This window comes from Photobacterium pectinilyticum, assembly GCF_024357955.1.
Lineage (GTDB): Bacteria > Pseudomonadota > Gammaproteobacteria > Enterobacterales > Vibrionaceae > Photobacterium > Photobacterium pectinilyticum.
In genome coordinates this window covers 1-26,591 of sequence record NZ_JANEYT010000063.1, presented here as the reverse complement: position 1 = coordinate 26,591, position 26,591 = coordinate 1, and the positions used below count along the sequence as shown (strand labels likewise).

General features: G+C 42.6%; 25 protein-coding genes. 5 read left to right on the top strand and 20 right to left on the bottom strand.

Annotation, left to right across the window (positions count from 1 at the left end):
• Positions 1-216: 216 nt before the first annotated feature.
• From NHN17_RS19860 to NHN17_RS19815, 10 genes are all read right to left on the bottom strand, one after another.
• A complete protein-coding gene (locus tag NHN17_RS19860; RefSeq protein WP_255044370.1) occupies positions 217-678 on the bottom strand; it encodes a hypothetical protein in 462 nt (153 codons plus the stop codon).
• A gap of 72 nt (positions 679-750) precedes the next feature.
• Entirely contained in the window at positions 751-1,224 is a 474-nt protein-coding gene (locus NHN17_RS19855) for a hypothetical protein (RefSeq protein WP_255044369.1), read from the bottom strand.
• 69 nt (positions 1,225-1,293) lie between these two features.
• Entirely contained in the window at positions 1,294-1,689 is a 396-nt protein-coding gene (locus NHN17_RS19850) for a hypothetical protein (RefSeq protein WP_255044368.1), read from the bottom strand.
• Between the two features lie 77 nt (positions 1,690-1,766).
• Entirely contained in the window at positions 1,767-2,420 is a 654-nt protein-coding gene (gene orn, locus NHN17_RS19845) for an oligoribonuclease (RefSeq protein WP_255044367.1), read from the bottom strand.
• 13 nt (positions 2,421-2,433) lie between these two features.
• Positions 2,434-2,853 (bottom strand): hypothetical protein, encoded by a 420-nt coding sequence (locus NHN17_RS19840; RefSeq protein WP_255044366.1) that lies wholly within the window; start codon positions 2,851-2,853, stop codon positions 2,434-2,436.
• On the bottom strand, positions 2,853-3,344 hold the full coding sequence (radC, locus tag NHN17_RS19835) for a RadC family protein (RefSeq protein ID WP_255044365.1): 492 nt from the start codon (positions 3,342-3,344) through the stop codon (positions 2,853-2,855). The genes NHN17_RS19840 and radC overlap by 1 nt, the downstream gene beginning before the upstream one ends.
• A 316-nt stretch (positions 3,345-3,660) precedes the next feature.
• Complete coding sequence (locus tag NHN17_RS19830) at positions 3,661-3,858, bottom strand: hypothetical protein (protein WP_255044364.1); 198 nt, start codon at positions 3,856-3,858, stop codon at positions 3,661-3,663.
• A gap of 167 nt (positions 3,859-4,025) precedes the next feature.
• Positions 4,026-4,352 (bottom strand): hypothetical protein, encoded by a 327-nt coding sequence (locus NHN17_RS19825; protein WP_255044363.1) that lies wholly within the window; start codon positions 4,350-4,352, stop codon positions 4,026-4,028.
• A 78-nt stretch (positions 4,353-4,430) separates the two neighbouring features.
• The gene (locus NHN17_RS19820) at positions 4,431-4,859 is read right to left on the bottom strand and encodes a hypothetical protein (protein WP_255044362.1); all 429 of its coding nucleotides are present in this window, start codon (positions 4,857-4,859) and stop codon (positions 4,431-4,433) included.
• 376 nt (positions 4,860-5,235) lie between these two features.
• Complete coding sequence (locus NHN17_RS19815; protein ID WP_255044361.1) at positions 5,236-7,020, bottom strand: ATP-dependent helicase; 1,785 nt, start codon at positions 7,018-7,020, stop codon at positions 5,236-5,238.
• A 177-nt stretch (positions 7,021-7,197) separates the two neighbouring features.
• Here NHN17_RS19815 and NHN17_RS19810 point away from each other — a divergent pair, with 177 nt between their 5' ends.
• A complete protein-coding gene (locus NHN17_RS19810; RefSeq protein ID WP_255044360.1) occupies positions 7,198-8,190 on the top strand; it encodes a hypothetical protein in 993 nt (330 codons plus the stop codon).
• A gap of 43 nt (positions 8,191-8,233) precedes the next feature.
• On the opposite strand, the gene traN is transcribed toward NHN17_RS19810, so the two are convergent.
• The 6 genes from traN to NHN17_RS19780 all read right to left on the bottom strand — a co-directional run bounded on the left by traN (position 8,234) and on the right by NHN17_RS19780 (position 21,453).
• Positions 8,234-13,738, bottom strand: coding sequence for a conjugal transfer protein TraN (traN, locus tag NHN17_RS25985; RefSeq protein ID WP_255044359.1), 5,505 nt, complete (start codon positions 13,736-13,738; stop codon positions 8,234-8,236).
• 174 nt (positions 13,739-13,912) lie between these two features.
• Complete coding sequence (locus tag NHN17_RS19800) at positions 13,913-14,983, bottom strand: TraU family protein (RefSeq protein ID WP_255044358.1); 1,071 nt, start codon at positions 14,981-14,983, stop codon at positions 13,913-13,915.
• A gap of 1 nt (position 14,984) precedes the next feature.
• Entirely contained in the window at positions 14,985-15,116 is a 132-nt protein-coding gene (locus NHN17_RS19795) for a hypothetical protein (protein WP_255044357.1), read from the bottom strand.
• A 5-nt stretch (positions 15,117-15,121) separates the two neighbouring features.
• Complete coding sequence (locus NHN17_RS19790; protein WP_255044356.1) at positions 15,122-16,543, bottom strand: TrbC family F-type conjugative pilus assembly protein; 1,422 nt, start codon at positions 16,541-16,543, stop codon at positions 15,122-15,124.
• Positions 16,530-17,045: a S26 family signal peptidase gene (locus NHN17_RS19785; RefSeq protein WP_255044355.1), complete on the bottom strand. Its 516-nt coding sequence runs from the start codon at positions 17,043-17,045 to the stop codon at positions 16,530-16,532. The genes NHN17_RS19790 and NHN17_RS19785 overlap by 14 nt, the downstream gene beginning before the upstream one ends.
• Before the next feature lie 94 nt (positions 17,046-17,139).
• Positions 17,140-21,453, bottom strand: coding sequence for a hypothetical protein (locus tag NHN17_RS19780; protein ID WP_255044354.1), 4,314 nt, complete (start codon positions 21,451-21,453; stop codon positions 17,140-17,142).
• Positions 21,454-21,602: 149 nt separating this feature from the next.
• On the opposite strand from NHN17_RS19780, the gene NHN17_RS19775 reads away from it, so the two are divergent.
• Entirely contained in the window at positions 21,603-21,944 is a 342-nt protein-coding gene (locus tag NHN17_RS19775; protein WP_255044353.1) for a hypothetical protein, read from the top strand.
• A gap of 6 nt (positions 21,945-21,950) precedes the next feature.
• On the opposite strand, the gene NHN17_RS19770 is transcribed toward NHN17_RS19775, so the two are convergent.
• The 3 genes from NHN17_RS19770 to NHN17_RS19760 form a co-directional block, all read right to left on the bottom strand.
• Complete coding sequence (locus NHN17_RS19770) at positions 21,951-22,379, bottom strand: hypothetical protein (RefSeq protein WP_255044352.1); 429 nt, start codon at positions 22,377-22,379, stop codon at positions 21,951-21,953.
• Between the two features lie 11 nt (positions 22,380-22,390).
• Positions 22,391-23,161: a thioredoxin fold domain-containing protein gene (locus NHN17_RS19765; protein WP_255044351.1), complete on the bottom strand. Its 771-nt coding sequence runs from the start codon at positions 23,159-23,161 to the stop codon at positions 22,391-22,393.
• Between the two features lie 75 nt (positions 23,162-23,236).
• The gene (locus tag NHN17_RS19760; RefSeq protein ID WP_255044350.1) at positions 23,237-24,268 is read right to left on the bottom strand and encodes a PD-(D/E)XK nuclease-like domain-containing protein; all 1,032 of its coding nucleotides are present in this window, start codon (positions 24,266-24,268) and stop codon (positions 23,237-23,239) included.
• Positions 24,269-24,447: 179 nt separating this feature from the next.
• On the opposite strand from NHN17_RS19760, the gene NHN17_RS19755 reads away from it, so the two are divergent.
• Genes NHN17_RS19755 through NHN17_RS19745 form a run of 3 tightly spaced genes read left to right on the top strand, consistent with a single transcriptional unit; the run spans position 24,448 to position 26,109 of the window.
• Entirely contained in the window at positions 24,448-25,200 is a 753-nt protein-coding gene (locus NHN17_RS19755; RefSeq protein WP_255044349.1) for a hypothetical protein, read from the top strand.
• An 11-nt stretch (positions 25,201-25,211) separates the two neighbouring features.
• Entirely contained in the window at positions 25,212-25,625 is a 414-nt protein-coding gene (locus NHN17_RS19750; RefSeq protein WP_255044348.1) for a hypothetical protein, read from the top strand.
• Positions 25,606-26,109 carry a hypothetical protein gene (locus NHN17_RS19745; RefSeq protein ID WP_255044347.1) on the top strand — a complete coding sequence of 168 codons (504 nt, stop codon included), beginning with the start codon at positions 25,606-25,608 and terminating at the stop codon, positions 26,107-26,109. The genes NHN17_RS19750 and NHN17_RS19745 overlap by 20 nt, the downstream gene beginning before the upstream one ends.
• A gap of 100 nt (positions 26,110-26,209) precedes the next feature.
• Here NHN17_RS19745 and NHN17_RS19740 read toward each other — a convergent pair.
• Positions 26,210-26,591, bottom strand: a 382-nt coding sequence (locus tag NHN17_RS19740; RefSeq protein WP_255044346.1) for an RNA-guided endonuclease TnpB family protein, incomplete at its 5' end; no start/stop codon positions are given.

Sequence of the window (26,591 nt, the reverse complement as noted above, 5' to 3'; positions counted from 1 at the left end):
TTGCTGTTTCAGACGCTCTTGCCATAGCTGCATCTTGTCTTCACGAGTCATGATAAAGCTCCATTAATGAAGGAGCTTTATCAGTACCAGGCATTGATGATTACCGGAATATGGGGAGAAACACCCGCTTACGCTTAAACCAATGATCACAGAAAAAAGCCATGTATAGCGCACCAAAACCAACAGCATAAGCAAGTTGCACTTCAAATTCAGTCATCACAGCGCCCTCTTAGTAAGATATACATTTTGAAACTCAGGAAGCGCTCGCAACGTGTCAAGTTCTGGCGGAGTTGGGTATTGATGAAAGAAATCACCAATCGTGACTGCGTTACTGACTGTCTCTAAATAACTTCCTTCATAAATGATGTAATAATCTAAATCCAGGACATTCTCTCTAACTAAAATTAAAGTTGGGTCGACATAACGTCCATCTGGCGTTTTAACTATTGCATGCGCGATGGGAATAATGTCTTGGACATATCCAAGCACGTATTTGTAGCCTATCAAAGTACGCGTCATTTTCATTGCATTATCATAACAGCGTTTCGGTTTACAATGCGTTTCAGAGAACAGCTGTTCCTCTGCTGTCATTGTTGAAATGCTGATAGATTTAAATGCATCCTGTCGGATACCAAACATGACTTCTACGATACTAAGTTCACGATCATTAAAAAACATAAGTTAGCTCCAATATATATTAAAGGGGCCAACTTGCCCTCTGGGGCAGATTAGCCCCAGGTGGGTGATGAATTATTTCAGTTCAGAATATAGTAAATCCATGACTGGTGAAATGAGGTAAACTATGCTCGACCTCTCATTTGGGTTTCTATGTCTTCGACACTCAAGTTTAACTATTGCTTTTGCCAAATGTAGAGAGTTTTGATCTGCATATTCTTCAGCAGATATGTCTCCGTTAATAAGGCGAAAAATTTGACGCTCGTTAAACACATCTGAGTTGGTCGTAGCTACTATGGTTGAACCTGGTCGAATAGATTGACCATAAACATGGTGACAACTATGGTAGCGTTGCCATGCAATCAAGTTAGCAAGCCTATTCGAATGATCAAACGTCAGTGTCCCGTTAATAGAACGTTCTATGAATTCTGATTGAAAGCGTTCTTCAGGTTCATTGAGCTCCATTAACTCGTACTGGTTTAAATCATAATGAGTAGAACAACCAGATAGAATTAGAACAAACAATACTGGCAAAACCTTACTAGCCATATTAATAACCTACTTATTTTCGGCTCCCCCTTCCGAGAGATTATGCCCGGCTGGGAGTTAAATTAAGATTTATGAAACTTCTAAATCGATTGAACACACACCACGTACGACGTGGAATGCAAGTTTAGGTTGGTTAATTATTTGCTTGTGCTCGTTGAGCAACAATTTACCAGTTACGGATTTATCTAAATCAATAGTGATAGGATCAAGCTCATAGTTGTATTGCTCATTCCGATTAATTGTAGCTACCTGATTGTTATTGAGATTACAAACGACAAGGTATTCACCCGAATCTGTTTTTTGTTGGTCACACCAGCTTACTTCAAAGAAGAAGTTTTCTCCTTTGCCGTTTTTTAATAATACACCATTAACTGCATCAGATTTAAAAGGTTTGTCTGTTTTAAAACAGGCAAAGCTCACGTCGAGTAGCATGGTTAACATTTCAAGTTGTTTATTGGTTAACATATATAAAGCTCCAAAATAATGAAGGAGCTGCCCCATATGGGAGCAAGCCCCCTATGGGAAGAAAGGAAATTTGATGGTTAAGAAGCTAGTTGTCTAGCATGATCTAGTGTCAGGTGCGTTTGAGCTAAAGAAATAGCCACTTCGGCATCTGAATGATTCAAGCTAAACAAAGCGTGCTTATAGAAGCGTGCCTCTTGGATTGACTCTTTAATGTCTTCCAGCGCCGTATGGAGATATTGTTTCTCAACAGCCTTTTCAACGTCAGGTTGCCAAAATCTAGCGGCCATTGCTAAAGCAGATACATCCAACATTCGATAATGAAACCAACGGTCAAGTTCCTTCATTTGAGCATTAATAAAGCTTCTATCGAATTGAATGTTATTGCCAGCAATTACCGCACCCTTTTTCGTTTTGAGGTTGAATTTCTCAACATTCAATGATTCCAGGTACTTAATGACTTCCTGCTCAGCGATTGCCATGCTGACCCCCATGGATGAACAATTATCAAGCAAACCGCTTTTAGAGTGATGCTCTCGAGCCCAATCCGTAAGTCTTTCTTGAAGTAGTTCATCACTATGTTTAATGAAAATCTCTTTGCCCTCATGTAGAAAGTTAAGATTTTCATCAGTCACAACAATACCCATAGACAGGATAAGGTTGTGGCGCGCACCATGGACCTCACCGCTATAAGTGTTAAACCCAGTAGTCTCTAAATCAATCCATACGATCATCTGTATTTCCCTTCTAAAATATTGAAATTATTAAACTTACCATACCTAATAGGCAACCTATCACACCGAGTCTCATGGACGTTTTAGTGGCATTATCAGGGTGACTACAGTACCAAGCGAGCTGTTCAAAATATGTCGCTTTGGTGGCTAAAAGGTTGGTAGTTTTTGATTTGTTTACACCTAATAAAAGTCTAAAGTCATAATCAAGCGCCAAAGAAGTCTTATTTAGACCCTTGAGACCATTACTGCCCAGTGGGTATGCAACGATCCATGATTGGTTATCTTGGTTAGCGATCTTAACTGGTATTCGGCGAATAAATTTAGACTTATCGTCAACGCATGTACCGATATGGCAGTTTGCTAGTCGGACATAACCTTTAGATAGACCGGAGTCCTGATCAGGTAAAGCAATTACACGGTTGAATGTAATCATTAAAGCCATCCCTTTTCAGCAAAAGACAGTATTTCATCGGATTGGGTGCCAACAATAAAGTGATCTAGTACATTGACATCAATCAGACTTAATGCATCACATATGAGTCGTGTTATACGCTTATCTGCAGCGCTTTCTTCGGCTTTGCCACTAGGATGATTATGAGCGAGAAAAACTGCTTTCGCATTATAATCTAGCGCGTATTTAACAACTTCCCTTGGATATACCGAAGCTTGATCAATCGTTCCTTCAAACAGAACTTCATGGTCAATATATCTATTCTGAGTATCTAAAAGTAAAACGATAAATGTTTCTCTTTCTTTATTAAAAAGAAGGGTACGAACTAACTCTCTAGCCTTATCTGGGCTCGTGAGTGCTTCACCTTTTTTTAAATTTTGAGCCATGTATGCTGCTGCTTGCTCAAGAATAACGTTCTCAGGCAAAATAGCTGCGATTTCTTTAGCATCAATATTATTTAGGTCTATTAACATATGAGTAGCTCCTATATGGATAGACTACCCCCCCAATGGGGAGTAATCCCCGACTGGGTTAATGAAATATAATTAGTATTGATTTATAAACTAATTTCCACAGTAAGCATCTGCAACAAATTATACTAATGAAAGATACGGTTAAATATCACAACATTAATACAATTTGAGCTTGCATTAAGAAGGTTTGTGGCAAGGCCACATAAATCAAAATACAAGGGTTTGAAAACTTTTTCTACTGAACACTCAACAATGCTCACTAAAAAAAGTGACTTCAAAGAAGTCACGAATCAAATCACTGACGCTAAATAGCGCTCTAAAAATAACTTTGATTAGCCAAGTATTCGGCATCAATTAACTCATGTTCTTTTTCAATAAAAAAATTATGCACCGGCATAAATATTTCTTCTATTTTTTCACCATAGTCACTGTAGCAAGAGTCAAGAAGTTCTTGTTGCTCTTTTTCTTTGAAGTGCATATGACTATAGTATATTTCTATATCTGATGGTTTCATTCAAGACAGATTATAATCTTCTGCTTCTAAGCCATCTAGATTATAGATGAAATTAAATTTATCTTGTAGGATAAAAATATCTCTTATTTTCATAGTGTAGTTTCCAACTAAGTATAGTAGGGACTACAACCCAAAACGGGAAGAGTCCCGTTAGGGGTGGTTAAAATTTATTGGTTTGAGATATAATTTTCGTAATGATTGTTGTAACTATTTTCAATTGATTCCATTTTAACCCAATCAATGTTGCTTTCTGAAACATAACCATGGAATAACCAAAGTAGTTCCTCGAAACTACAATCTTCAGAAGGTTTCATACTCTGAGAGTACACTGACTCAATATCATCAATATGAATTCCTGATTTTTCAGAAATGAATTTGAATCTATAATCAATTTCCTGCCTTTTGCTAAGGCGCTCTTTTAAATAAAGCGTATACTCTTCAGCAATAACACCAATTGATAGAACAACAAGAATTGCAATAATATAAGTAAACATAAAGTAGTCTCCATTAATTAAATAACAAGGACTACAACCCAAAACGGGAAGAGTCCCGTCAGGGGTAAATAAACGATATTACATAAAATCATTACTAGAGAAGTTGTTCTCATGTAAATCATCACTATCATCTTGATCATCAAAATTTGAAATATGATTTTCAAGTGCCTCAATTTGTCCATTTTTTAAGACATTATCAAAAATATCATCAATATCATTACTGATTTGATTAATCTTTGTTTGTTCGGTAGCTTCAGCGGTGGACAATGTTGGTAATGACAGTGTTTTTCTAATATTCCTATTAGGAATTTTCATATTATTTACTTTGTTGTAACCCATTGAATCCATGAATTTATTCATATTAGGTTTAACTTCGCCTTTCAATGTTTCTTTATAACCCGATTCAGCCTCATTTCTATTGTTACCACTAAAGGAGTGGTAAATAATAAAAATGATAGATATAGCAAAAATAACTAAGAAAATTGCTAATGGGTAATTAGTATACATAATACAGCTCCTTTAAAAAATAAAAAGGAACTAATCCCTAATGGGAAAGAGTTCCCATTGGGGTAAGTAAGTTTTAATTTAAACAATAGTTATTTTGAAAGCACTATTTACTTTGACCAATCCATAGTGGTTATCTATTAATACAAGCTGAATCTAGCATCACATTTATGTGTCTACTGTTCTTGCTGGTATTACAATTTATGTAATAAAAAAACAGCATAGCTGCAATTCAAATTCCATAAAGAGGGAGTGAAATCGGTAAATTTTGGATAGATCTATCCCATGGCGCTGCATTTCTCAGTATTTTTTTGTTCTTATATTATATACTGTGTCTCACGCAGGCATGAGATCAAGGGATTAACTTTACAGTACCCCCTCAATTGTCTGAATTCAAGACCTTATCAAGCTTTTCTCTCGATATTGTTACCTGCTCAGGCATAGCTTGAACCAGGAACGGAGAGATAGCCTGAACCTTATCGCTTTTTTGATGAACGTATGACATATGAAGTTGGTCCATGGCTCTTGTCATGCCCACATAAAGCAGCCGTGCTTCTTCTGCAGTGTCCGTTGATTTATCACTCGGACACACACCATCATTCAACCCCAAAATCCACACTTTTCGCCATTGAAGGCCCTTAGATGAGTGCAACGTTAGTAGCTCTACCCCTTCTTTGGATTCGCCTTCATCACTGGTTTCACTCCTATTGTTCACTTTTTTCACAAACCACTTCAAAGAATCAGATGGTTGACCAATATCAAGCCGCTGCATGATACCCAACAATATTTCGATGCCAGTAGTTTCCTTCTTTGACAGCTTACGGTTTGAGTGGAGTAGTTTGGCCAAGATAGTAAACACATCTTGATCATTCGGGTTAACTGCCAAATCTCTAACTGCGACAAAGAGATGCTCTGCTACCGTATCTGCAACGCCTCCAGGCGGACTGTAATTAGACAGCTTTACATTTGATTTAAGGCCACCAGCAGATCGCTCATGGCTAATCTCGGCCTCCGTTAAGCCGATAAAGGCTAGAATATCAGGGATATCATAACGTGAACCTTTGAGTATTGTTCGAGCCAATTTCATCAATATATCGGCAGCAGGACTATCAAAAATAGATTTTGGATCTTTGGTTATAAAATCAATGCCGTATGCTTCAAGAGTTGCCTGCACGGTTTGTAGATCAATATTTCTTCGTGCCAAAATAGCCCAATTCTCGGGGTCTTTGCTGACGTGATTAACAATCATGGTTGCTTCATCATCAGGCGTGATAGCTCCATGCAATTGAACCATACCGCCTTCAGCGTGAACACTGCGCATATTCTTTGCGACTCGGTCATCGTTGTGTTCAATCAGTATCCGAGCGACATTGAGTATGGCTGGTTTGCAGCGAAAGCACGTATTTAGAACATGCGTGTGCGGCGCGAAATCTTCTTTGAAAGACATAAAGTTCTGGTATGCTTTTGCACCACGCCAGCCATAGATAGCTTGGTCATCATCTCCACATGTCATCACGATGGTATGACTGGCTGCGTAAGGCTTAATCCAAAAATATTGCAGATCGGACGCATCTTGGTACTCGTCGATGATGATCCTGTCATAATCCAACAGCGGCACTGCACCCGTTTCTTGAGCTTTCACCACGGTTCTGGCTATAGCGGCGAAGTCCCAAACTTTTCGAGAACGCCTTAATTCTTCATATTTGCAAAACAGATCATAACCAGGCTTGTTTCTCTGCACCTCGCTTTGTTTTATAGCGTGTTTACTAGCGAAGTGATCAACCTTGGCCATAGCATCATCAAAGCCACCTTTGTACTCGAGCTCTCTCATGGCTTGCATGATCAGGTTATCCCGAGCACCATCATTGACCATGTTTAAGCTCTTCCGCCCATTCATCTTCATTAACTGATTGCGAAATAGTCCATCGAACGTCATTACATCGACATGGCTATTACGCGGTACTACCTGTTCTATCCTTTCACGTAATTCACTTGCAGCTTTTCTGGTAAAGCTAATAGCGAGTACCTTCGCGTCTGGCTGCTTTTGGATCACCGTGCTGATATAAGCCACTATGGTAAATGTCTTTCCCGACCCAGGTAAAGCGATAGCTATCGAGTGATGGTCTTCCTCGGCTATAGGCCGCTGTTCATCTGTCAGTTTCATTTTAATTTAAATTATCTGGTTGCGTTGTTGGTTTATTGATAGATCAGGACCGGTTTTCATACTTCTGTTGCAGAATATCACAAGATATAGATTCTTACACAAGATCAATTGCTTGCGAGATTAGTTTGGTATTATAAGCACATCTAAACAAAATCCTAAACAGGGAAGTATTCAAAAATGAAAAAGTCACTTATTGCTATTGCTGCGGCATCTACTATTTTGACAGGTTGCGCTTCAACCGTAGGCTATGAAGATTTACTAAATACAAATCACTATAACTATACACAATCAGCGGATCATAGCCCTGCAATGAACCTCATGATGAAGGCATATAACATTGAACCTAAAAACCCAAATAACCTTGATGAGTTTACTGGCGACTACCATAGCCGATTAGCTCGACGTAGTAACGTAACAGGCGGTGCATTTACTGCAATGAGCCTTCTAGGTGGCGCAAGCCTTGGCAGCAGTTTATTCACTGGTGCAATACACTCGCCTAATGATCAGATGAGCTCATATATTCGAGATCACTCTCTAATTCGCGTACAAACAATAGATTCATTTAACGACTTGGGTAATATCGTTACCAAAAATAGAATAACTGTCGTAAATGCAATGAAATCATCCCTTCATGAAATTGGCTACAATGTTTCACAATATCAGCATGATATGAAACTTTTTGTTGAGGGAGGAGATTATGGTAACTACATTGATACTGTTGACTTTTTTGTTCGCAATGATTTACCTCAGTGCGATATAATCAAACAAAGGTTAGAATCAGGCACCCTAACTTTGTCAGATATTAGACGCGATGGTGATAGTTTTGCTACCTGTGCTTTGATGTTACATGATGCAGGAACTCGTATTGTCCACGCAACAAATCCAGAAACCAATGAGCAAGAATCATATCTAATATGGACTGCACGCAGAACTAACAACGTGACCTCTGCTTGGCATATTGAAGCATATAATGCATTATCAATAGATGATAACACCTATCTCTATAGCCCTTCGTTTTACTGGCTAAATTCACGTAATGAATGGGCTGAAGTTGATGAGAATACAATGGATCGAGCTATAGAAACCGGTATTATCACACCAACACCAAAACTAAAAGTGCTTGATGGTACTGGAACTGAGTTACCATTTAGTCTTGATGAAGAAGCTTAATTCCTAAATAAACTAAAATGCCCTGCCTAGCAGGGCATTTCTATTACCTGTATATCCCCATCTCACAGCTCAGTATGTTTGGCGTCTGACTACAATCGACCTCTTCCAAAACATCACGATCATCGAGTTCTACGCGATACCCCTCATTAAAGTCCTCAACGTTACGCTCACCTTGTCGTGATATCGCGTCTGATCGACCGTATGGGTTGATCATGGACTTCTCTGACGTCCACTCTTCAATGGTGTCACCTGTTCCCGGCAGAATACCTGAGCTCAACATGAGTTCAAAATATTCTTCCATGTTGATCTTATTAAAATCAACTTTGCTTACTTCTTCTATCGTCAGGCCGCGACATTTTTTATCTGCATCCTCATACCATTCATACGGTGAGTATGACCTGCCGAAAACATCTTCTTGTGTAATGGCATCTCGAACAATGATTTTGGATAGAACGCTTGGGAAACAGCAGTGCCTTTTGCGGTGCTTATTTGTGCATAATCCCGCAAAGTTCTTAGTGCATTTTCTCCTGTATGCGAACCAACATTTTTTCTCTTTTAAAACTTGGGGCATGTCCATTTGGTCATCTTCACAACCATTAAACAACTGGTACAGCATCATCGCGATTTGGATTGCGGCATATATGGTTGCAGCCGCTCCAAGCAACGAAGCCAACTGCCCCATACCTTGAGAAATCACCTCACCTGCTTGGGTTTCTAAGCCAATTTCCATCCCCATCATACGGCCAGCTTCAAGAATTGCATCTTTCAAAAACTCGGGTAAATAGTCATTAATAAATTCAGCAGCTTTATCGATCAGAACTTTTTTTACTTCACCTTCTACCGCATCCTCTGCTTTATTTTTAACGACATTCCCCCAATCAGCGCCTTCACCAGAAACATTAGAACCATCGCTATTCTTTGGCGTGGTGTCGGTTTGTGTGTTTACGCCTGCTGTATTTTCTGTTGCAGGTGCAAACCAACCCGTTGTCGTATCAACCGCACTACCCCAAGCATTCTGGATGCCATCACCAACACCAGACACAGTATCAGAGACTTTCGACCACGACCCATGAATGGTATCTTTCGTCCCCCACCAGTCATCCGGTATCCAGCCATCTGTCGATTCAGTTCCCCACATCATCTGGCTGAAGGAGTCACCAATACCAGTCACTTCAACAGCCCACGAGCCAACTTTCATACCCTGCATGGCAAGTCGGAAGAGATCGATTGTCTTTCCCTTGAACTCTTTACAACAATCAATCAGGCCAAACTGGTCATAAGAGCAATCACGCTGTTCTCCCGAGAAAACAGTACAGGTACTAGGATCTCCAGGGTCCACACAGTTCATCTGGTGGCGCATTTCATTTACAACACTTAGCTGGAGCAAGGCGTCATTAAAGTCAGCGTTTTGTTCATCACCTCGGAATCCACACTCCCCATCCATACATGGGATCACGATATTACAACCGGCTTCTTCCTCAGTTAGAATACGCTCTTCCCATGCGTTGGAGTTATCAACACAGGTATAGTTATGTCTCTCAACCAAACAACGGGTTTGCTCAGTTGACTCCGTCGGTAAACACTTCATTCCATTGATACGGCCCACCATGCATGCAGGTACTTCATCAGCTCCGGGGAACAACGGTTTCCAAATATTGTCCGTTTTGCCGATATCATCGAAGCCAGGGTAGCCAACCATATCTCCTGGATCGTAATCATCTTCAAAGTACTTGGCCATGTTCTCGTAGTGGCCATTTGCCTGAGAATGACCGATAAAGCCCATTTTACCCGAGTGAAATGTGCCTTCACGCTCCTCGAGAACGAAGATGTCGTCACCGTTTATCCGTATCTTGATCAGATCGTGCGAAAAATGGATTTCAAAACCATACTTTACTTTTTGCTGCCACCAAAGGTCACGGTTCGACGCAAGCACCTTTTGCTTGTCTGTATCCGTGTGGTAGTTAAAGGCCGTTTGGTTGCCATACGGTTCAAACGACTTGTATAGCGCGATACCACGCGTATTTAGGTTACTGGTTTCTGGTGGTATTGAAGACGTCCACGCAAGTACATAGTAATGTGAGTCCGGGTCATCAGGATCGCCGTTCCAGTTTGGGTTTTCAGGATAACCAAAAATAAAGCCGATGGTGTCATCATCAATGTATGCGTCATATTTATCATCATCGACAAGGATATCACCGGTATAAATGTTGAACCCCTGGACGTCATCAGAGCCGTATACAGTCATACGGCTTGTATTAACCGTCTGTCTTACCGACCAGCCATTATTATATACAACCCAATTACCCGCCGTATCCCACGTTGACCAACTCGGAAAATCAAGCGGGTAACTAGGCCCATTGGTAATTTCATCACTATCTACATCAGGAAACTCTTTCAAATAGTCATCTGAACGACTATGAACACACTCCCACTCGCCCGGCGTACAATTTTCTTCATCCTCTTGCCGCAATTCACAACCAGGAGGATGATATACAAACTCCTCTTCCCAATAGCCGTCCGAGGTTGGAGGCGGGGTTAATATACGCTCGATTGAACAAGGCACTGTCATCGGTATATCACCGTCAATATCGACAGTGACTTCAAACCCGTCCTCACATGTAATACTTGTTCTTTGGCAATCAGAATCGCCGATCAACGGTTCGCAGGTATTTGGAATCGCTTGAATATCATCCCAAGTCCACTCTTGGCCATCGTCAGTGATCAATGGACCATCGTGAATTGGATTACAGTACATGTCTTCGGCATGGGCTCGCAGACAAATCGGTACCTGTGGATCTTCTGGCCACTTAGACGGAATACTGGTATCAGCCTCCCAAAGCGGAGCGAAGTCGATCCAGGGCTCTTCGAAGTTTATCGAAGCCAGCTTGAGGAAAACTTCTCGATCGGTTGGGTTGTGATCAACAGACCAATAACTGAACCACAATGGCTTGTTAGCATTACGAGGCCAATCGAAGCTCATTATATTTCGGCCAATTTTGTAACCGGAATGAATCAATGAATCGTAGTCACCACCGCGCATCACGCGCCAGTCGTAGGTTATACCCGTACCGTTTTCATCTAGCTTGTAAAATACAGGTCCTGGGCCAGTCGTCCGGACAGCAAAGAGCTCCCACTTATCCTTCTCTGGTATGATTTCCGTGAGGCTGACACCACGGTACCCCCTGCTATTGGTACTAAACGTGCCCTGAACGAACATGTTGTCACAAACATAGAGACCATCATCGTTATTACCGTCAGCGTAATTAAACGTTGTGGCCACCACCATTCCGCACAGACCGTCAGACGGCTCAAACTCACGTTTAGCGACCAGATACAGTACATCACCAAGATCACCTTCAAGGCCATAACCATGAGAGTCCGTTGCCATGTTAGAGATATTGATGTGACCAAATCCTTCTTGTGTGCTTCGGAACTCAGCATCACAAACCCAGCCACTGGCATCACATTGAGAGGAGGCTAGACGATCATTACAGCCAGCTGGGAAATGACGAATCTCTTCTTGCCACTGATTGGTAATTGGCTTATCGAAACGGATATTTACGGATGCTCGGCCTTCGCCGCCACCGCCGACCGCAACGATATATTCAAACGTGATCTCTTGATCAGCTTCCAGTGCTTGTTGGAACTCCTCAGTGACATCTTCAATTCCGTTCCAGCCATGTGAGATGCTTCTTTCGCAGTAATCGTCTGTTGTCGGGAAGCCACTATCTTCCCAAATTCCATGTGCTCGACGGAATATAAGGTGTTCATCCGCATAAACCTTTAAATGGTCATCCCAGATCGCTGACGTCATCTCAGCACGTTCGACATTGATCCCCTCATCAATTTTGATGCGGACCTTATCGCCGTACATTGAACAATTTTCACCTGGTCGCTGCGTCAAACAGTTATTGCACATCTTGCCGATGGTTAACCTGATGGTATAGTTATCAATAATTTCAACGCGTGCGTCTTCAGCACCCTCTAGAATTCGCAAGGTGGGTGGCGTCAGAATTCTATCGGCTCGGCAGCTCTCATAGTTAACCTTGACCGGTGCAGTACAATTATCTTCAGTGATGACCTGCTTGTCTGGATTCAATTCCCAGATAGTCCGGCTTTCTACGCTACAATCCCCAAACCAAGGATCATCACCACTAACGGTGCCACCAACAATATCGCGGATATTGTTGATGATATCGCTATCCGAATCGATGGAAGGTGGCCTATTTTCATTAGCCGTGTCTTCAAACACACCATAGGCCTCAGCAGCAGTATTGAGTACCTTGTCTTCTTCATCGCTGGCTAAATAAGCTAAAAAAGAGCTATGATTTGCCAGTATGGCTTCTTTCGTCTCTGTTTGGTTGCCATACGTACCACCAATGTCCGAGTACGTATTGTTGTTGATGTCATGATCACCAATAGAATTGAAATCGCGCAAATCAGCGGCATTATCTTGAAGGTTCTTATTTGCTTCAGCGTTCACCAAGCCCATGTCGAGCGTTAGGTTGCCCTGCTCTGTAGAGCGCTGAACTTTGCCAGATTGCAAACTACCCAGCATCCAACCTAGATCACCACCAGCATTGTAGGCAGAATCAAAATCATGTCCTTCTTCTGGTGGCTGAGGGACACAGGTGCGACTAAGTTCATCGTAGATATGAGTTAATGGACACTGAGGGTTGTAGATGTCATCACCGTAACACATACCATTTTGATAAGTTGTATCTTCAGGGCAGGTAACGCTATCAGCTGCACGACAGGTATTCGTTGTCGTGTGGTGAATCGTCCCGTCGGGACATTTGGTTTCAATCGGTGTGTAGGTGGTCATGATACACATCGATGGGTTGTTTGCTTCGTCAAAGTAGCGGGGATTATCCTCATGGATTCCGCGAGGATATTCATAAATTGGCTCACCGGGACCAGCTGGAAATTCTTCGTTAGGCCTTGGGCAGTTAAACTCAGCGTGATCGTAGAGGGTACGCTCACACATTTGCGTGCCATCAGGATCTTTGCCTTCCCTTAGTTCCCACAACCATCCAGGCATGGTTAATTGAATGGTTTCACCTTCTTCACAAAGGCCTTCTGCAGCACCAATCGGTGTACACGTACCCGTCATTTCACCCAGTATTTCATCAAGATCAGCACTGTCATCTTCACAGTAAAATGTGCTTGGTTTAGCCCAAGTACCGATACAGGCGTTTTTCTCCCAATCCCACGACGAACCAGCAGGACAAGCACCATCAATTCGGGGGCCGTTATAGCGACATTCTTGCTGACGAGTAAAATTGTTGTGCCGTGACTCTTCATTGACGCCACATTCTGGATAAGCAACGTGTTCATCTGGTTTGGTGCACGATGCAGTCACCATTCCGTATGCTTCGTCATGGAGAATTTCGTATGTATAGCCAGGCTCACAGTATGGCGTGATCGGTGCTTCATCGAACTTGCTGCACTGGCCGCTGTTATTGCTAAAGCCGGGAGGGCAAGTGGCTTGCGGCGCACCCGTTGACGCTGTCGCATTAGCCCACGATGGCGTTAAAAACGGACTCACCACCGCTGCCGGTGCCAAAAAGGCACTGGTCCTCATTATATTTGTAGCTGAGATCAACGCTCCTACATTTCGATAAATCGTTGCCGTAGAACTGATCCCCTGAAATAAAAATATGAATAGGGTGCAATACGTTGTAAAAAGCGTTTTTAGGGTGTGCCGCATTTTATTATTCTCTTAAAACATTGAGGTCAGCCAAGGAATGCAACAATCGGTGTATCGAAATACGTTGTAAACAATGGTCGAATCTTTTCCGCCACCTGGCGCGATACGGCCAAGGCCATACTTCATCCAGTTCTCACCAAGTGGATGACAGCATTTTTGGTTTGAGGCCGACTGTTTGAACGGGAAAGCTATTTGCATTTTGTACTGAGGTTTTGGAATGGTAGGCGTGTAGACATATTCACACATGGCGTCCTTACCCATCGTGAGCGGGCTCAGACCTAAACGGTGTGATTTGGCAATTGCGCGTTGACTAAGGAGAGCGGCTGTTCGGATGGGATTGTCTGAGCTACCAGTTGCATTGCCTGTAAGTGGATATAACGATCCCTCACAACCAGCACAATGCCAGTTTCGTTCTGATGCTTTTCCTCTAACCATGGTTTCACCGCAGTCAACCATACAAGCAGCAGCACCAATGGGATTAGCAAACGCTATTGCATCCGGTTGTAATAACATTGAGAGCATATCGTCATACCACTCAATAGTGAGAGGTGACATGAACATGATATCAAGGTCAACGACACCAGGAGATTTATCGCATTCAGGGATCATTAAAACGTTCATCATTTTCATGATCGGATTGGCAAGATAGTTATAATGCATCTGTACCAGTGGCTCAGATTCCACTCTGGCCGCAAAACTATTGATAGTGTCTTTGTTGTGACTAGAGTTAGCTATGTGAACATAGTCGGAAGAAAGTTGCACTCCTCCAAGCGTTGGTGAGCAGTAAGGCACATTGCTGAGTTCAAGTATCTGATCTGGCTGAAAAAAACCAGCGTTAAACCCGGGCATTGGGATACCTAAATCGTCTTTACAAGAACACAAAAAACTGTCATAAGCACCATCTGGTGCATCGCCCAAAAGACCACCAAAAAGTGATATAGGGATAATACATGACCAGCAAACATCACTGACTAGTCCACCAAAATAATCACTAGAAGGACATTGGTCGCTCATTGAGGCATGGACATTTGAAGACAAGAAAAGCGATAAAAATATCAAACACTGTCTGAATTTTTTAAACATCCTAACGTACCATTTTTTGGATGGAGTAAACGGTTTCTAATGTGATGGTCTGAATCTGGCTTGCTAGCTCTGGGTTGTGTGACGCAATGAACACACCAATGATGATCCCAATGCAAATTTTAATTAACGTCATAGCCACTATCCTTGTGAGTGAATGTAATCGGAGTGAAGTTCGTCGAGGTAGTCATTGCCATACTCTGTCATCCACATTCCCCTTCCACCGATAATATCTATCCTTGCTGGCAGGTGTTCTATCCGGAAACGTTCGACATAATTAGGTTGCATCATGAATATTTGCGTTTTTAATTCATTTTGCAGATCGCCTATCCCATCAAATTTCTTATCTTTATCTAAGTGAGAAACGATAACGTGCGGCCGGCCTTTTGCGTCAGCATAAAGGCGCTCTTTAACCAACGTTTTTTGTCTGTCATCACGTGGATCGATAACAAACAAAGAAATGTTATTTCCCTCAAATCCTTGCAGCGGGTTAACCACATCGCCCTTGGAAGCTAGCTGCTCCCCATTGCCGGTATGAACATCTTTGACAAAGACCACCCGCGGATCAACTTCAAAGACTTTGGTGGTTTCTGACACAGGAAAAGTCGGGAAGGTTTGACGGGCAAAGAACCGGCTAATAGCCTGCTCTTGTTGCTTTTTCCAGTCAATCTGCGCGTACCTTTCTTCCATCAGCTCAATAAGGTCACGTTCAACGATTTCATAGAGGTCAGAGATGACGCCCAAATCTTCGGACTTGCCTGCATCACGACCTTTTTCAATCATCCATTCAGGCGTGGCAGCGCCTTTGGCAATGACTTGGACATCATCACGTGTATACACCATCGCTGGTGCATTCTGGATCCCAAAGACAGCAAATAAGCGGGGATCAAGTATGATATTGGGTGCTTGCTCTACATCCATGCCATCAATGATGCTCTTGAGGTAAACCATTGTCTCGCGTAGGTGGGAAGTGTTGGGTAAAAACCCTCGAATAACGGCTGTACCACCAGAATGAGAGACAGAATAGAGAATTTGCTCGAGTGACGCCTTCGGCAAGCTCGTCGAGATAAAGTAGTACAGGTTTTCATTTTGGTTGAGCAGGCCTGTTCCTGCATTTCCAGACGCAACCGTTACGGCATCTTGGTTTTCTGGATATAGCTCTCGGATCCGGTTTTCTACTTTATTAAGGCTATCTGATGCGATGTCTTGGCTTAAATCGGTAAAGTGGCTATTGACCGGTTGTGCCCATTCCGGCTTGGCCTCTTCTTGCCGGATTTGCTGGTTAACACGTTCTCTTTGAGTAAAGAGCTTAATGTCTTCTCGGTTAAACACGGCATCGACAGGATACTGGTCGTTCATTTTCCTTGGCTCGACCATGAGGCCGTCTAACCACTGCTGCGACGCTTGGTAGCTGCTCTTTCCTGTCGTATCAATATTTTCAAACTGGCTATGCACTGCCCCAAAAGCCTCACGTTCTGCTTGGGACATTTGGTTTGCATGAGAAGCGATAGGCAGCAGTAGAGACGCAGCCATGGTCATGATGGATTTCTTATAATATTGCATAGGTTTTCCCTAACACGAAGTCGATGCTAGCAGCGCCCACAATTCGGCTATCTATAGAATGCTCTTGGTCACCGATTAAGAAGATTTCCCCATCTCCCAAACTCCATTCTGTGGCAAGGTCATGCTTAGCTTTTAACTCATCGTAGTGCTCACCTAGAGGAACGAATTTTTCAAAACCGTTAGTTAGGTTTCGAACGACAGTGCCATCAAAAGTGATGGTGTCGCCAGGCATCCCTGCAACCATTTTGGTCAGCTGTAAACCTTCCGGAAATAGCGGCACACCATCAGAGCTGATAGTAACAATATCGCCATAGCTGTAGTCATGTTTGGCGTAATTCACCAAATACAACGTAGCCCCAAGGCAGCCATGCTTAAACTTGGCATAAATGATTTTATGGTTGGCAGTAAATGCCAAAAAAAGGACGAGTAAAGCCACCGCAGCGGTCGCAGGTTTTAACACGCGATCACGCACAGCGGATGGCCGATAGCCATACGATTCCATGTACAAAAATTCTTTTTAAGGTTTTGTTTATCATAACACTTTTTAGTTGTAAAAAAAGCCCGCACAAGGCGGGCTTTTAAAGTGCTAGTGGGTATTAGAAGCTTGAGCTGACAACTTCTTCGATAATGGTTTGGTCTCCACTGTCATCAGTTGCAGTTAGTATCACGGTGAACTGATTGATACCTTCCAAGTCGGAACGCATAACGTTCAGTGTGGTTGTCGACGCGGCCAAATCTAGCTCAGGAACTTCAAAATTGGTATTCACAATTTTTCCATCAAGATCCGAACACTGAGAACGTAGCTGGATATAACCAGTCCGACTCGTTTTATTGATGCTACAAACTGGCGGTTGGTTTGGTACCACAGTGATAGGGAAATCTTCCTGAATATTCAGGCCATGCTCACTCTGCACTACCAGAGTAACAGTATGGTCTCCTTCCTCAAACGCATGCAGAAACGTCGACAGGCGTTCACCATCTTCTACGACTTCACCGTTGACCAACCATTGCATGGATTTCACACCATCGCGACGATGGGCAATGTTAACGTAAGGACGCAAGGTGACATCCAGCGGTGAGCGCATATAGCGGTTACCGTAGCTTGCCCTGAAAGTGATCTCCGTTTCCGGTGTCACTTCTGTTTCCACCAGCTCTTCTAAGAACACTTCATTGCCACGGGAGTCAGTTATGATGACGCCAAATCGGTTGATCCCTGACTTATTCACATCATAGGTTGCTAATGAGCCGCGAGAACGGTCTCTATCACTGACAAACTGGATTCCATCACTGCTTAGCCATTCGTAATAGTAATCAACCGTCACCTCAGGTCGGTTAACCATACGCACTTCTGCAGTTGCAGTCGTCGGTGCATAACGGTAAGAAGCGTTTGCTGCAATGGTCCACTCAGGAAACTCATATTTGAGTACCTTCAGGCTCGATGCCAGTTCAAACTCAGTGCCAGGTACTCCTTTGATACGGGCGATCAGCGTAAACGGCTTCGTTAAATCACGGTTAGCAACAAGATCTTCCTCATCAAGAACATGCATTGCCCTCACTTCATAACGACCATTGTTATCGTTAATTTCAGACGGCATTTCTACACCATTTGGTGTTTTCCACACCGCTTCCAACTCATGGCGTGTAACACGATCCGGACGTACTGTGCCCAAGAAAATGGATTCAAAACCGGTTTCACCTGTTCTTGAAGTATTGATGTTAATCCGTACCGGTGCAGGTTCATTCACACGGATACTAGCTTTATCAATTGTCCAACGACGGGTATCTGCGGCATCTGTATTCTTATATGCCATCCTTACACAGGCACGGATACGCTCAGGTGCATTATGGGTAAAGCTAAACTCAAGCTTGTCTGTCTTAGTGAAGGTCTCACAGTTATCGGTACTCCACTCAATATCCAGATCGCTTACTGTATCTCCCGGTGTCTCCAAATGAGCGACGACGGTATTTTCAAAACCAACATATTCCTCCCGGTGGTATTCCAATGAATATTCAGGCCTTGCGTAAGACAATATTTCTTCGGTCTCAACGTACGATACAGCACCTGTAAACCGGTTAGTCATTTTGGCACGGACGTAGTAGCGGTCTGGGTCAGTAAACTGGAAATTACCACGTGTTTTCGTAGAGTTCTCCAGTACATGCCATTGCTGCTCACCAATTCGACGATACTCCCAGACAGTATCATCTGACAATGCCGCAGAGTGGCCTTTTGAATCAAAAACCAGCGATGCACGTGATGAATGAGGGGCTGGGCCGACGTCCTTAGACACTACTGCTTGAGCGGTTAGCGGACCACCTTCATTTATAGATACGCTAATATCCGGGGATATTAACTCACGGGTATAGCCTTCATATTCTGAAATTATGCTCAGTCTCGCGCGGAAACGGTAACTATTGCTACCAATGAAATCATCTCGATCTACAGTAAAACTGTAAAGTCCGTTGCTGTTTAGCTCAACCTCAGTGGAGATATCTCCCCACTCGGCTGTCACTGGATCCCGCATCTGCAAAACCGCTTTCCAATGTCCATGCTCTGCAGGGTCGTAGATGTAGCTGTTTTCACGACGGTCGTACTGTCCGATACCAATATCAATATTGAACGGTGCAGTATTTACCGCCTCAATACGGCTAGATGGGACATAGCCTTTAACGCTTGAATTCGGAACATAAACCATTGTGATCTGTTCTTCTTTATCATAAACGTCAGTATGGCTATAGCCGGCCTTGGCTGAGAGCGTCGCAACATCCCAAAGTCTACCTGGCTCGGTTTCTATACGGGTAAAGGAGCGTGAACTCATCTGAGGCCTAGCGCCAGTCTGAGTGACATGACGGATGCTATCCTCACCAAATGGGTTGTAAATCGCTAAGGTACCATTAGCATCAACCATTTGAGCCGTAATTGTCGCTGCGATACCACCATTTAGTGGTACACCAAAGGCTTGGTTGTCATCCGTTGTAATGACATCACCATTACCAATGGTCAGTAAAATATCCGGCACTTCAACATCGTGAATTGGTAACGGGATTTCTTGGCTAGTTACCATCTGACCCTTCTGGTCGATAAAGGTCATGGTGTAGGAGTAATCCAGATCTGAATTATCTTCAATATACCCGTTCACCCTAACCACAGTACGCGAAGCTTCAACCTCCAAGTTAGGATCGATATTGGTAAACTCAATATAACAATTCAGGTCATTTGAATTAGTAATTGTGGTGTTGATGGCTCTATCTAAATCATCGTAGAAGTAACAGTTACGACCGCTTCGCTGCGTGATCTGCAACATCAGTTCCTGCACATCAGTATAGATACTGTCATTGGCAACATGGAAGTTTTGCGGCATGTAGTTTAAGTTCTGGGTGAATTCACGCTCATAACCATTATTATCTACATAAACCAACTTCAACTCATGCACGGCATTGATTTCAAGCCCATCAGGAAACTCTCGTCCACGGAAGTGATAGCCAAGACCATTAACATCTGATACTTCAATCGGCTCACCGCCAAAAGTCGCTTCAGTAATCGTGATTTCTGAGAACCGCGACCATGCTGCAAAGTCTATATCATTAGGAAAATAAACACTTGGTGTTTGGCTTGAGGTGATCGGCAATGCATTAACAAAAAAGAGCACTTCTGGTTCAAGAGTTTGAACATCCACCCTTTCGTTCACTTGCTCGATGGAATTGCCCAGTGTGTCATGCACAATGTACTTAACATCATATACGCCTTCTGTTATGCCTATGATGTTGAATGAGTGCATTGAATAGTCACCTTTTACCTCAGTCATTGAGTTGTGGAGACGAACAAAGCTTGGTTCCCGGCTGGCTGCCCACAGATAGCTCATATTCCGGTTATTGATCCATACGTCAGGAGAACCAGACGTAGCTCCCTCTACGGGCGTTAATTCCAGTGTGTTTTGTAACCGCCACCAGCTATCATCACGCTGTGCGTGAGGTGTATAAACTGCCGCTAACCACTCGTTACGCGATAGCTTGTGAACCTCACCATCTGGTGTAACTAACTCATTTTCCGCACCCACGATGTAAAAACTATCTGAGGTATATTCTGGAAGACGGTAGTCCCATTTGATTGTAATTTCTGATGGGATACTCAGGTCATTATCGCTGAAGTAATAGTTATCACTGTCAGCGAAAACTTCGTACGTAACCTGGCCAATAACATCTTCTTCGCTACCAAATTCTAAATCTTTTAAATCAATCCGGCAGTCAGTGGTTGAGCCTGCCGGAATTGAACAGGAACGCTGCTCACCATCGACAAGAAGGTTAATATTTCGTTCGTAGTCTTTGTCTTCAGTAAAGAAGCTTAAATTGACCGAGTTATTGGCTTGTGGAGTGTTAATCTCAAGCTCATCTTCCCCTTCGACTACCTTGTAATAAGTACGAAAGCTGCCGTTAGTGACATTTAGAGGTACAGGCTCTACAACGTCAAAAGCGACCGTTGCTTGCTCAATTTCAATAGCTTCTCGTGCCGAACCGGAGAAGAATGTCGTGGTAATAGGGACTACGGTTGTACCAATTTGGTCAACCGTACCCCTCAATATATGGTTGGTTGCGTCAGTGTTGGTCAATAGCTCCATGTCATACGGGGGCTCAACCTCATATAGACAAACAAGGCCATTAGACGAGTCAGAAGCAACAGCGTTATCCCGGTTGGTAGTCAGTAGACAGCCTGAATCACTGCCTTCAGATATGGTAACCTGTGCCGGTTCAACGAAAGCTTCAATGGCGCCTTTATTGGTACTTATTTTATAAGAAGGCGATTTAGTAACTAGTTCGCCTGTAATAGTTATCGATTCTGCAAGCAAAGGCGGCGCCAGCGCAGTCATTACCAGCGCGGCGCACAGCTTCACCCGCAGGTGAATTGGTGGCTTCATCCCTGGAGTCCTTAAGCAAATGAACAAGTTGTAGTTTTAAATATCATACCGAGGAAATCGGCCTTTGTGTATATAGATCAATCAAGTATTGAGATCAATCGTCATTTAATCTGTGATGTTAATATAAAAACATATCGAGGGAGGTGGTAATGAATTTAAATTTGGTAGAGCTTTCAAAGCAGAATATTGATCAATCAAAAGCAATTAGAAGTGATATTTTGCAAGGGCTGGGTAAGTTTCCTTCCTTAAACAAAGTCGCTAATGCTGATGAGATAAGGAGCTCGTTCTTTGGTGAAGCTGATTATTACGCTTTAGAGCTGGCTGAAATCATTAAGCAGATGCTGATTGAACAGTATGGGTACGTAGCGATAAATATGTCGAGGGCCGCATTACTTGGAACCAATAAAAATATCGTGAAGGCAATGATGATGATTCAAACTGAGAATTCAGGTAGCGTTGAATATGAGATTAACGCTTACCTGAGTGTTTAAGGTGCCTTAACTGGTGTATTGGCAATAGTCACGTGGGTTTGAATGCAGCATAAGATATGGCATGGTCGACTCTTCTAGAAGCGACTCTGCCCGAGCTGCATCTAATTGCCGTTTGGGAGTATCTAGCTGCTGCATCGATACTTCATTCAAGAGGCTGACGACATAGGACCGGGGGTAACCATATGACACAACACAATAAAACACAGCTTCAGTCACTAAGTAATGCTTATAAGCCTCTCTGGGGGTATTGGCATGGATGTAGCGTTCAAGCGCCTTCGAGAACACTAACAACTGATTACGTAGTATCGGTTCATGTGGCGTAGCTTCAATGATGTGCTCATAGATATTATCACTGATTCTGTAATTGTTGGCGTTATACGCTACCGCCACAAAACTTGTAATTAATAACAATACCGCTGCAATTACTCGCCACATGAACCCCCCTGCTATTGAGCCATTAGTTTATCCGCAACATTCTTCAACTGATTACCCCGTAGAGCACCAGTAATGACATATTGACCGTCTTGCTTGTATATCACGCCTGGGGTACCACGGACGCCGATATCACGCATGAAGTTAGAGTTAGCTGCTAGCTGGCTACGAAGCTGTCCCGTGACTGGTACTGAGTCAAACTGGCCTGTTTGATCAAATCGCTTTAAGGCCTCAAAGGGTACTTCAGCATTAGCCACTGCTGAGATGATATCTGGTGAGTTAGCCCGCAGGAAAGATACTGGGATCAGACGAAGGTCGAGACCTTGTTCAATGTAAGGCTGAAGCTCTGCATGGAAGTTTTTGCAATAGCCACAATGCGGTTCATAGATCACATACATCGCACCACTATCATCACGATCAGTGCTACCGAAAATCACCCCTTCATCATAGAGCTGGTCAAAATTCGTCGACAAATCTAATGCCGGGGTCATACGTTGCTCGTATTTTCTGGTCAGGTTACCACCTTCAGTGGTAAGCAGGTGGCCACCCGTAATGAAACCATCCTCGTGAACCCAGTACAGATGATATTCGCGGCCACCAGTATCAACAAGAACAGCAGACAGATCATCAAACTCTTCCACGTTCACATGATCAATAATTTTAAAGTAACCCTGTTGTTCGCCTTCCGATAGAATTTTAGGCATAACAAGTTCAGGCGATGTTGCCAGTGCTGAAAATGAAAAAGCACTCGCGATCATCGCAGATAGGATTGCACCTCTGCGCATTTGTCACTCCGTTGTTGCGGCATTGAGTTGTTTAGCAGAGATAATACATTGATGATTATTAACTAATCAATAGGTTTATGATGTGGTAGCTTCACGATTTTTTAAACCATGGAAGTTTACTTTTATTGTCGACACTTCGGATACAGTTAAGCTGTGTGGTTTTGTTGAAAGTTCCATCCACTTAACGTAATCATCTAATGCATTTTTGGTTAAATCCAACGCGCAATTGAATGTATGGTCATCGAACTCAAAAAATTGAAACCGTTGGTATTCGTTCCACTGACAAAATAGAAAAGCTGCCATTGGCAAAATCGGTAAATTAGCCAACTGTGCAACAAAATAATAGAAGCCAACTTGGATTCCATAATGGTACTGCTCGATGGATCTAATAACATCTATCCGAGATAGATTTGCGATTGTTTTGATATCAAGCATGACACTGGCATCAGAATACAAGTCAAGCCTTGCCTTTAGCCATTTTCCGAGGGTTTCATCGTAAGCAAGTACAGTCAATTCCATGTAGGCATTTCCAGACATAGCCTGCCAATACGCTGACTGTTTTATACGCTCTGCCGTAAGAGAAATTTTCAGGTGGTCCTCATACGAAATGACGTCTTTTCCATTACTATTTTCACGACAAGCTTTGAGAACGTCATCCCAGAAAACAACAGTGAAGTCATGTTGGAAGATAACCTGTTTCCTTTCAGCGTTGTTACGACAACTTAACAATCCGAAATCTTTTATATATCCTTTCAAATCATCAGTTGTAACTAGGACGGTAAAGTTTTGTTTTTTGTAATCGCTAAAATTAGGTTCAACTACAAATTTTTTATAGACAGTATTTGGTTCTAGCAGCAACGCGTGAAGATAACGGCCTGCAACAAAACTTTGTGAAACGACTGTATCTTGTAGTGTGATTTCATTGTGTGGATTTGTAAGAAACCGTTTCAGATCGGTGGAAGAAATTGCGTCAATATTCCGATAGTCATGCTCCTCCATTCCTGCATAAACTCCAGGCACATATGACCCATCAGCACCGATAAAACATGGTAGACCACTTGTATCATATGCCTTGTTTATTAGTCTCTGTTTTTTGACACTATGCATAAAAACCCTGTGAAAATAAATTAGTAGCACATAAAATTACATGCAATACCTTAATGTCCCTAGTATATAAAAATTACCTCTAATGCAATTGATGTAGTAATAAGATCAACGATTCGGTATAGTGCAAAAAAAAATTGAACAAATATCACATAAAAAAAGTTCGCTAGGTATTGTTTGTTATGGAAGACAACTGCTACACAAAAAAAAAATTAGAGTTACTCGATAAACACATTTGCAATAAATTGCTTTTAGACGAGTTAAAAGGCCCTTATCGATCTGATATTCTTATTGATATTATGAAAGCTGATATTAACTTTATGATATTTGCGATTAAAAGTTTTCGTACCCAGTTAATCATTAACAAAGGTATCGACCAGAATGCCATATCATTGCAAAAAATTGCCCTCTCTTTAAGTGATCATCAATTGAACCGATATAGAAAGCTATATAGAATCAGTTGTAATGAAGTCATGATTTCAAAATGTGGCAAAACAAAGACTGCACTCAAAACATATTATGATCACATCGAAAAACAAGTTGATTACGGCAAACAAATCATCAGCAGCACTCAAGCGATAGGTGAAAGCCACTTTAATCAACATTTCTATGAAGTGTTGGTTTGGTTGTCTCATAGCATCTACAAGCAAGAATGTATTGCTAACGCTGATTTGGTTATTAAACACTTGCAGCAAAAAAATTATGAAGATCAGAGGTTTCATAGCTTTCTGAGAAATAACACATACAAAGCCATAGAGTCTTGCAAGAACACCGACTTAGAGGGTTACCTCACTAGCTCCAGAGAAATACTGGCCGGCCCTGACAGCAATATCAAAACTCACGGCGAAATCTTGCTGAAAAGCCAATCAGTATTTTTTAGCGATAAGTATGATCACACCCAGATTAGCTTAGCTAAACCTTACTACACGCAGTAATAAGACAACGTATGAACATCACCATTTTATCTGATTGCCACCTTAACTTTGAAATCTGTAGTCAGAATGACGACGACTCATTTACTGTCAAACCAGTCAGTCATTACTATAGTCAATCTGCCATGGACCTGATTGAACAGAACGACACAGATGTGGTGCTGATCGGATCAACTGCACATGGCCTAATGCCAGCAGATATGCCTATCCTCCCTTACGACAAATCGAGTAAGATTGCTGTTAACTCAGGATTTGTTACTCACGACCATTTGTACTGCTATATCAACTGCCTAGTTGATGTATCGTCAATGGCCACACTCTATGTTGATAGAGCATTGTCGCCGTGCCTTTTGAAAGAATTTCGGTGGATAGGTCATCATATAACCAAGGATTTAAAGGTCATCGAAATTGGAAAAACAGCATTATGATCAGGTCATTGCCGACTCGATAAAAGAAGCTCAAAGGCGGTTGCTCGACAGCAACGAAAACTACGGGCTACTCATCCAACTATCCACCAAAGTAACTCGACTAGAAGAAGCTATAGTTACAATCTCACGTGAAACTATAGATTGCTATGAAAACCAAACTTTCAGTCCCGTTATTTGTATAAAATCCAATTCTTCTCGGACAACACAGCTGCAATGCGAAGTGCTATCCACCGCCAGGACTGAGAACTCAGGTCGCTTTGTCGATAAAGTGATATCTGCACTGAGCCGGAGCCTGTTTGATGAATTGGTAGTTGGGGGATCAATAAGCTCGTACTACGAAAACCAGATCAACACTGAACAGTTGCACTCAACATTAAATAGCTCCATTCGAGGCCATGAAGCGAGGCCTGTTTACTTGTGCGAGTTAGAGATCAGGTTCGATCTTTTTAAACTACCAATCTTCATCTTGATTGCCGAGGTCTGATGATTTGACATCCTCCCCCACCTGCGGCCTTCGGCACTTCGGAGGGGGATTCCTGTTTCATAGCGTATCGCTTTAAACTCAAGAGAATCTAAAGTCTTACTTACGCTCCGCAGGCTAACACTGTCTGCCCGACAGCTTTGATATTCAGTGCCGCATTCAGGTCGCGGTCTAGCTCGCTAGAGCACTCAGGACACGACCATTTGCGGATATGTAACGGTAAGGAATCAACAACGTGACCACAGCAATTGCAGCGCTTAGAACTCGGGAACCACTTATCAATCTGAACGACGGTACGGCCGTACCATTCAGCTTTGTAGATAAGCTGGCGAACGAACTCGCCCCAGTTGGCATCGCTAATTGCTTTAGACTGCTTACGATTCTTGACCATGTTTTTAACACTCAAACTTTCACAGCTAATCAATTGGTTCTCTTTTATCAATTGCGAAGTCAGTTTGTGGGTGAAGTCGCGGCGGCAATCGGCA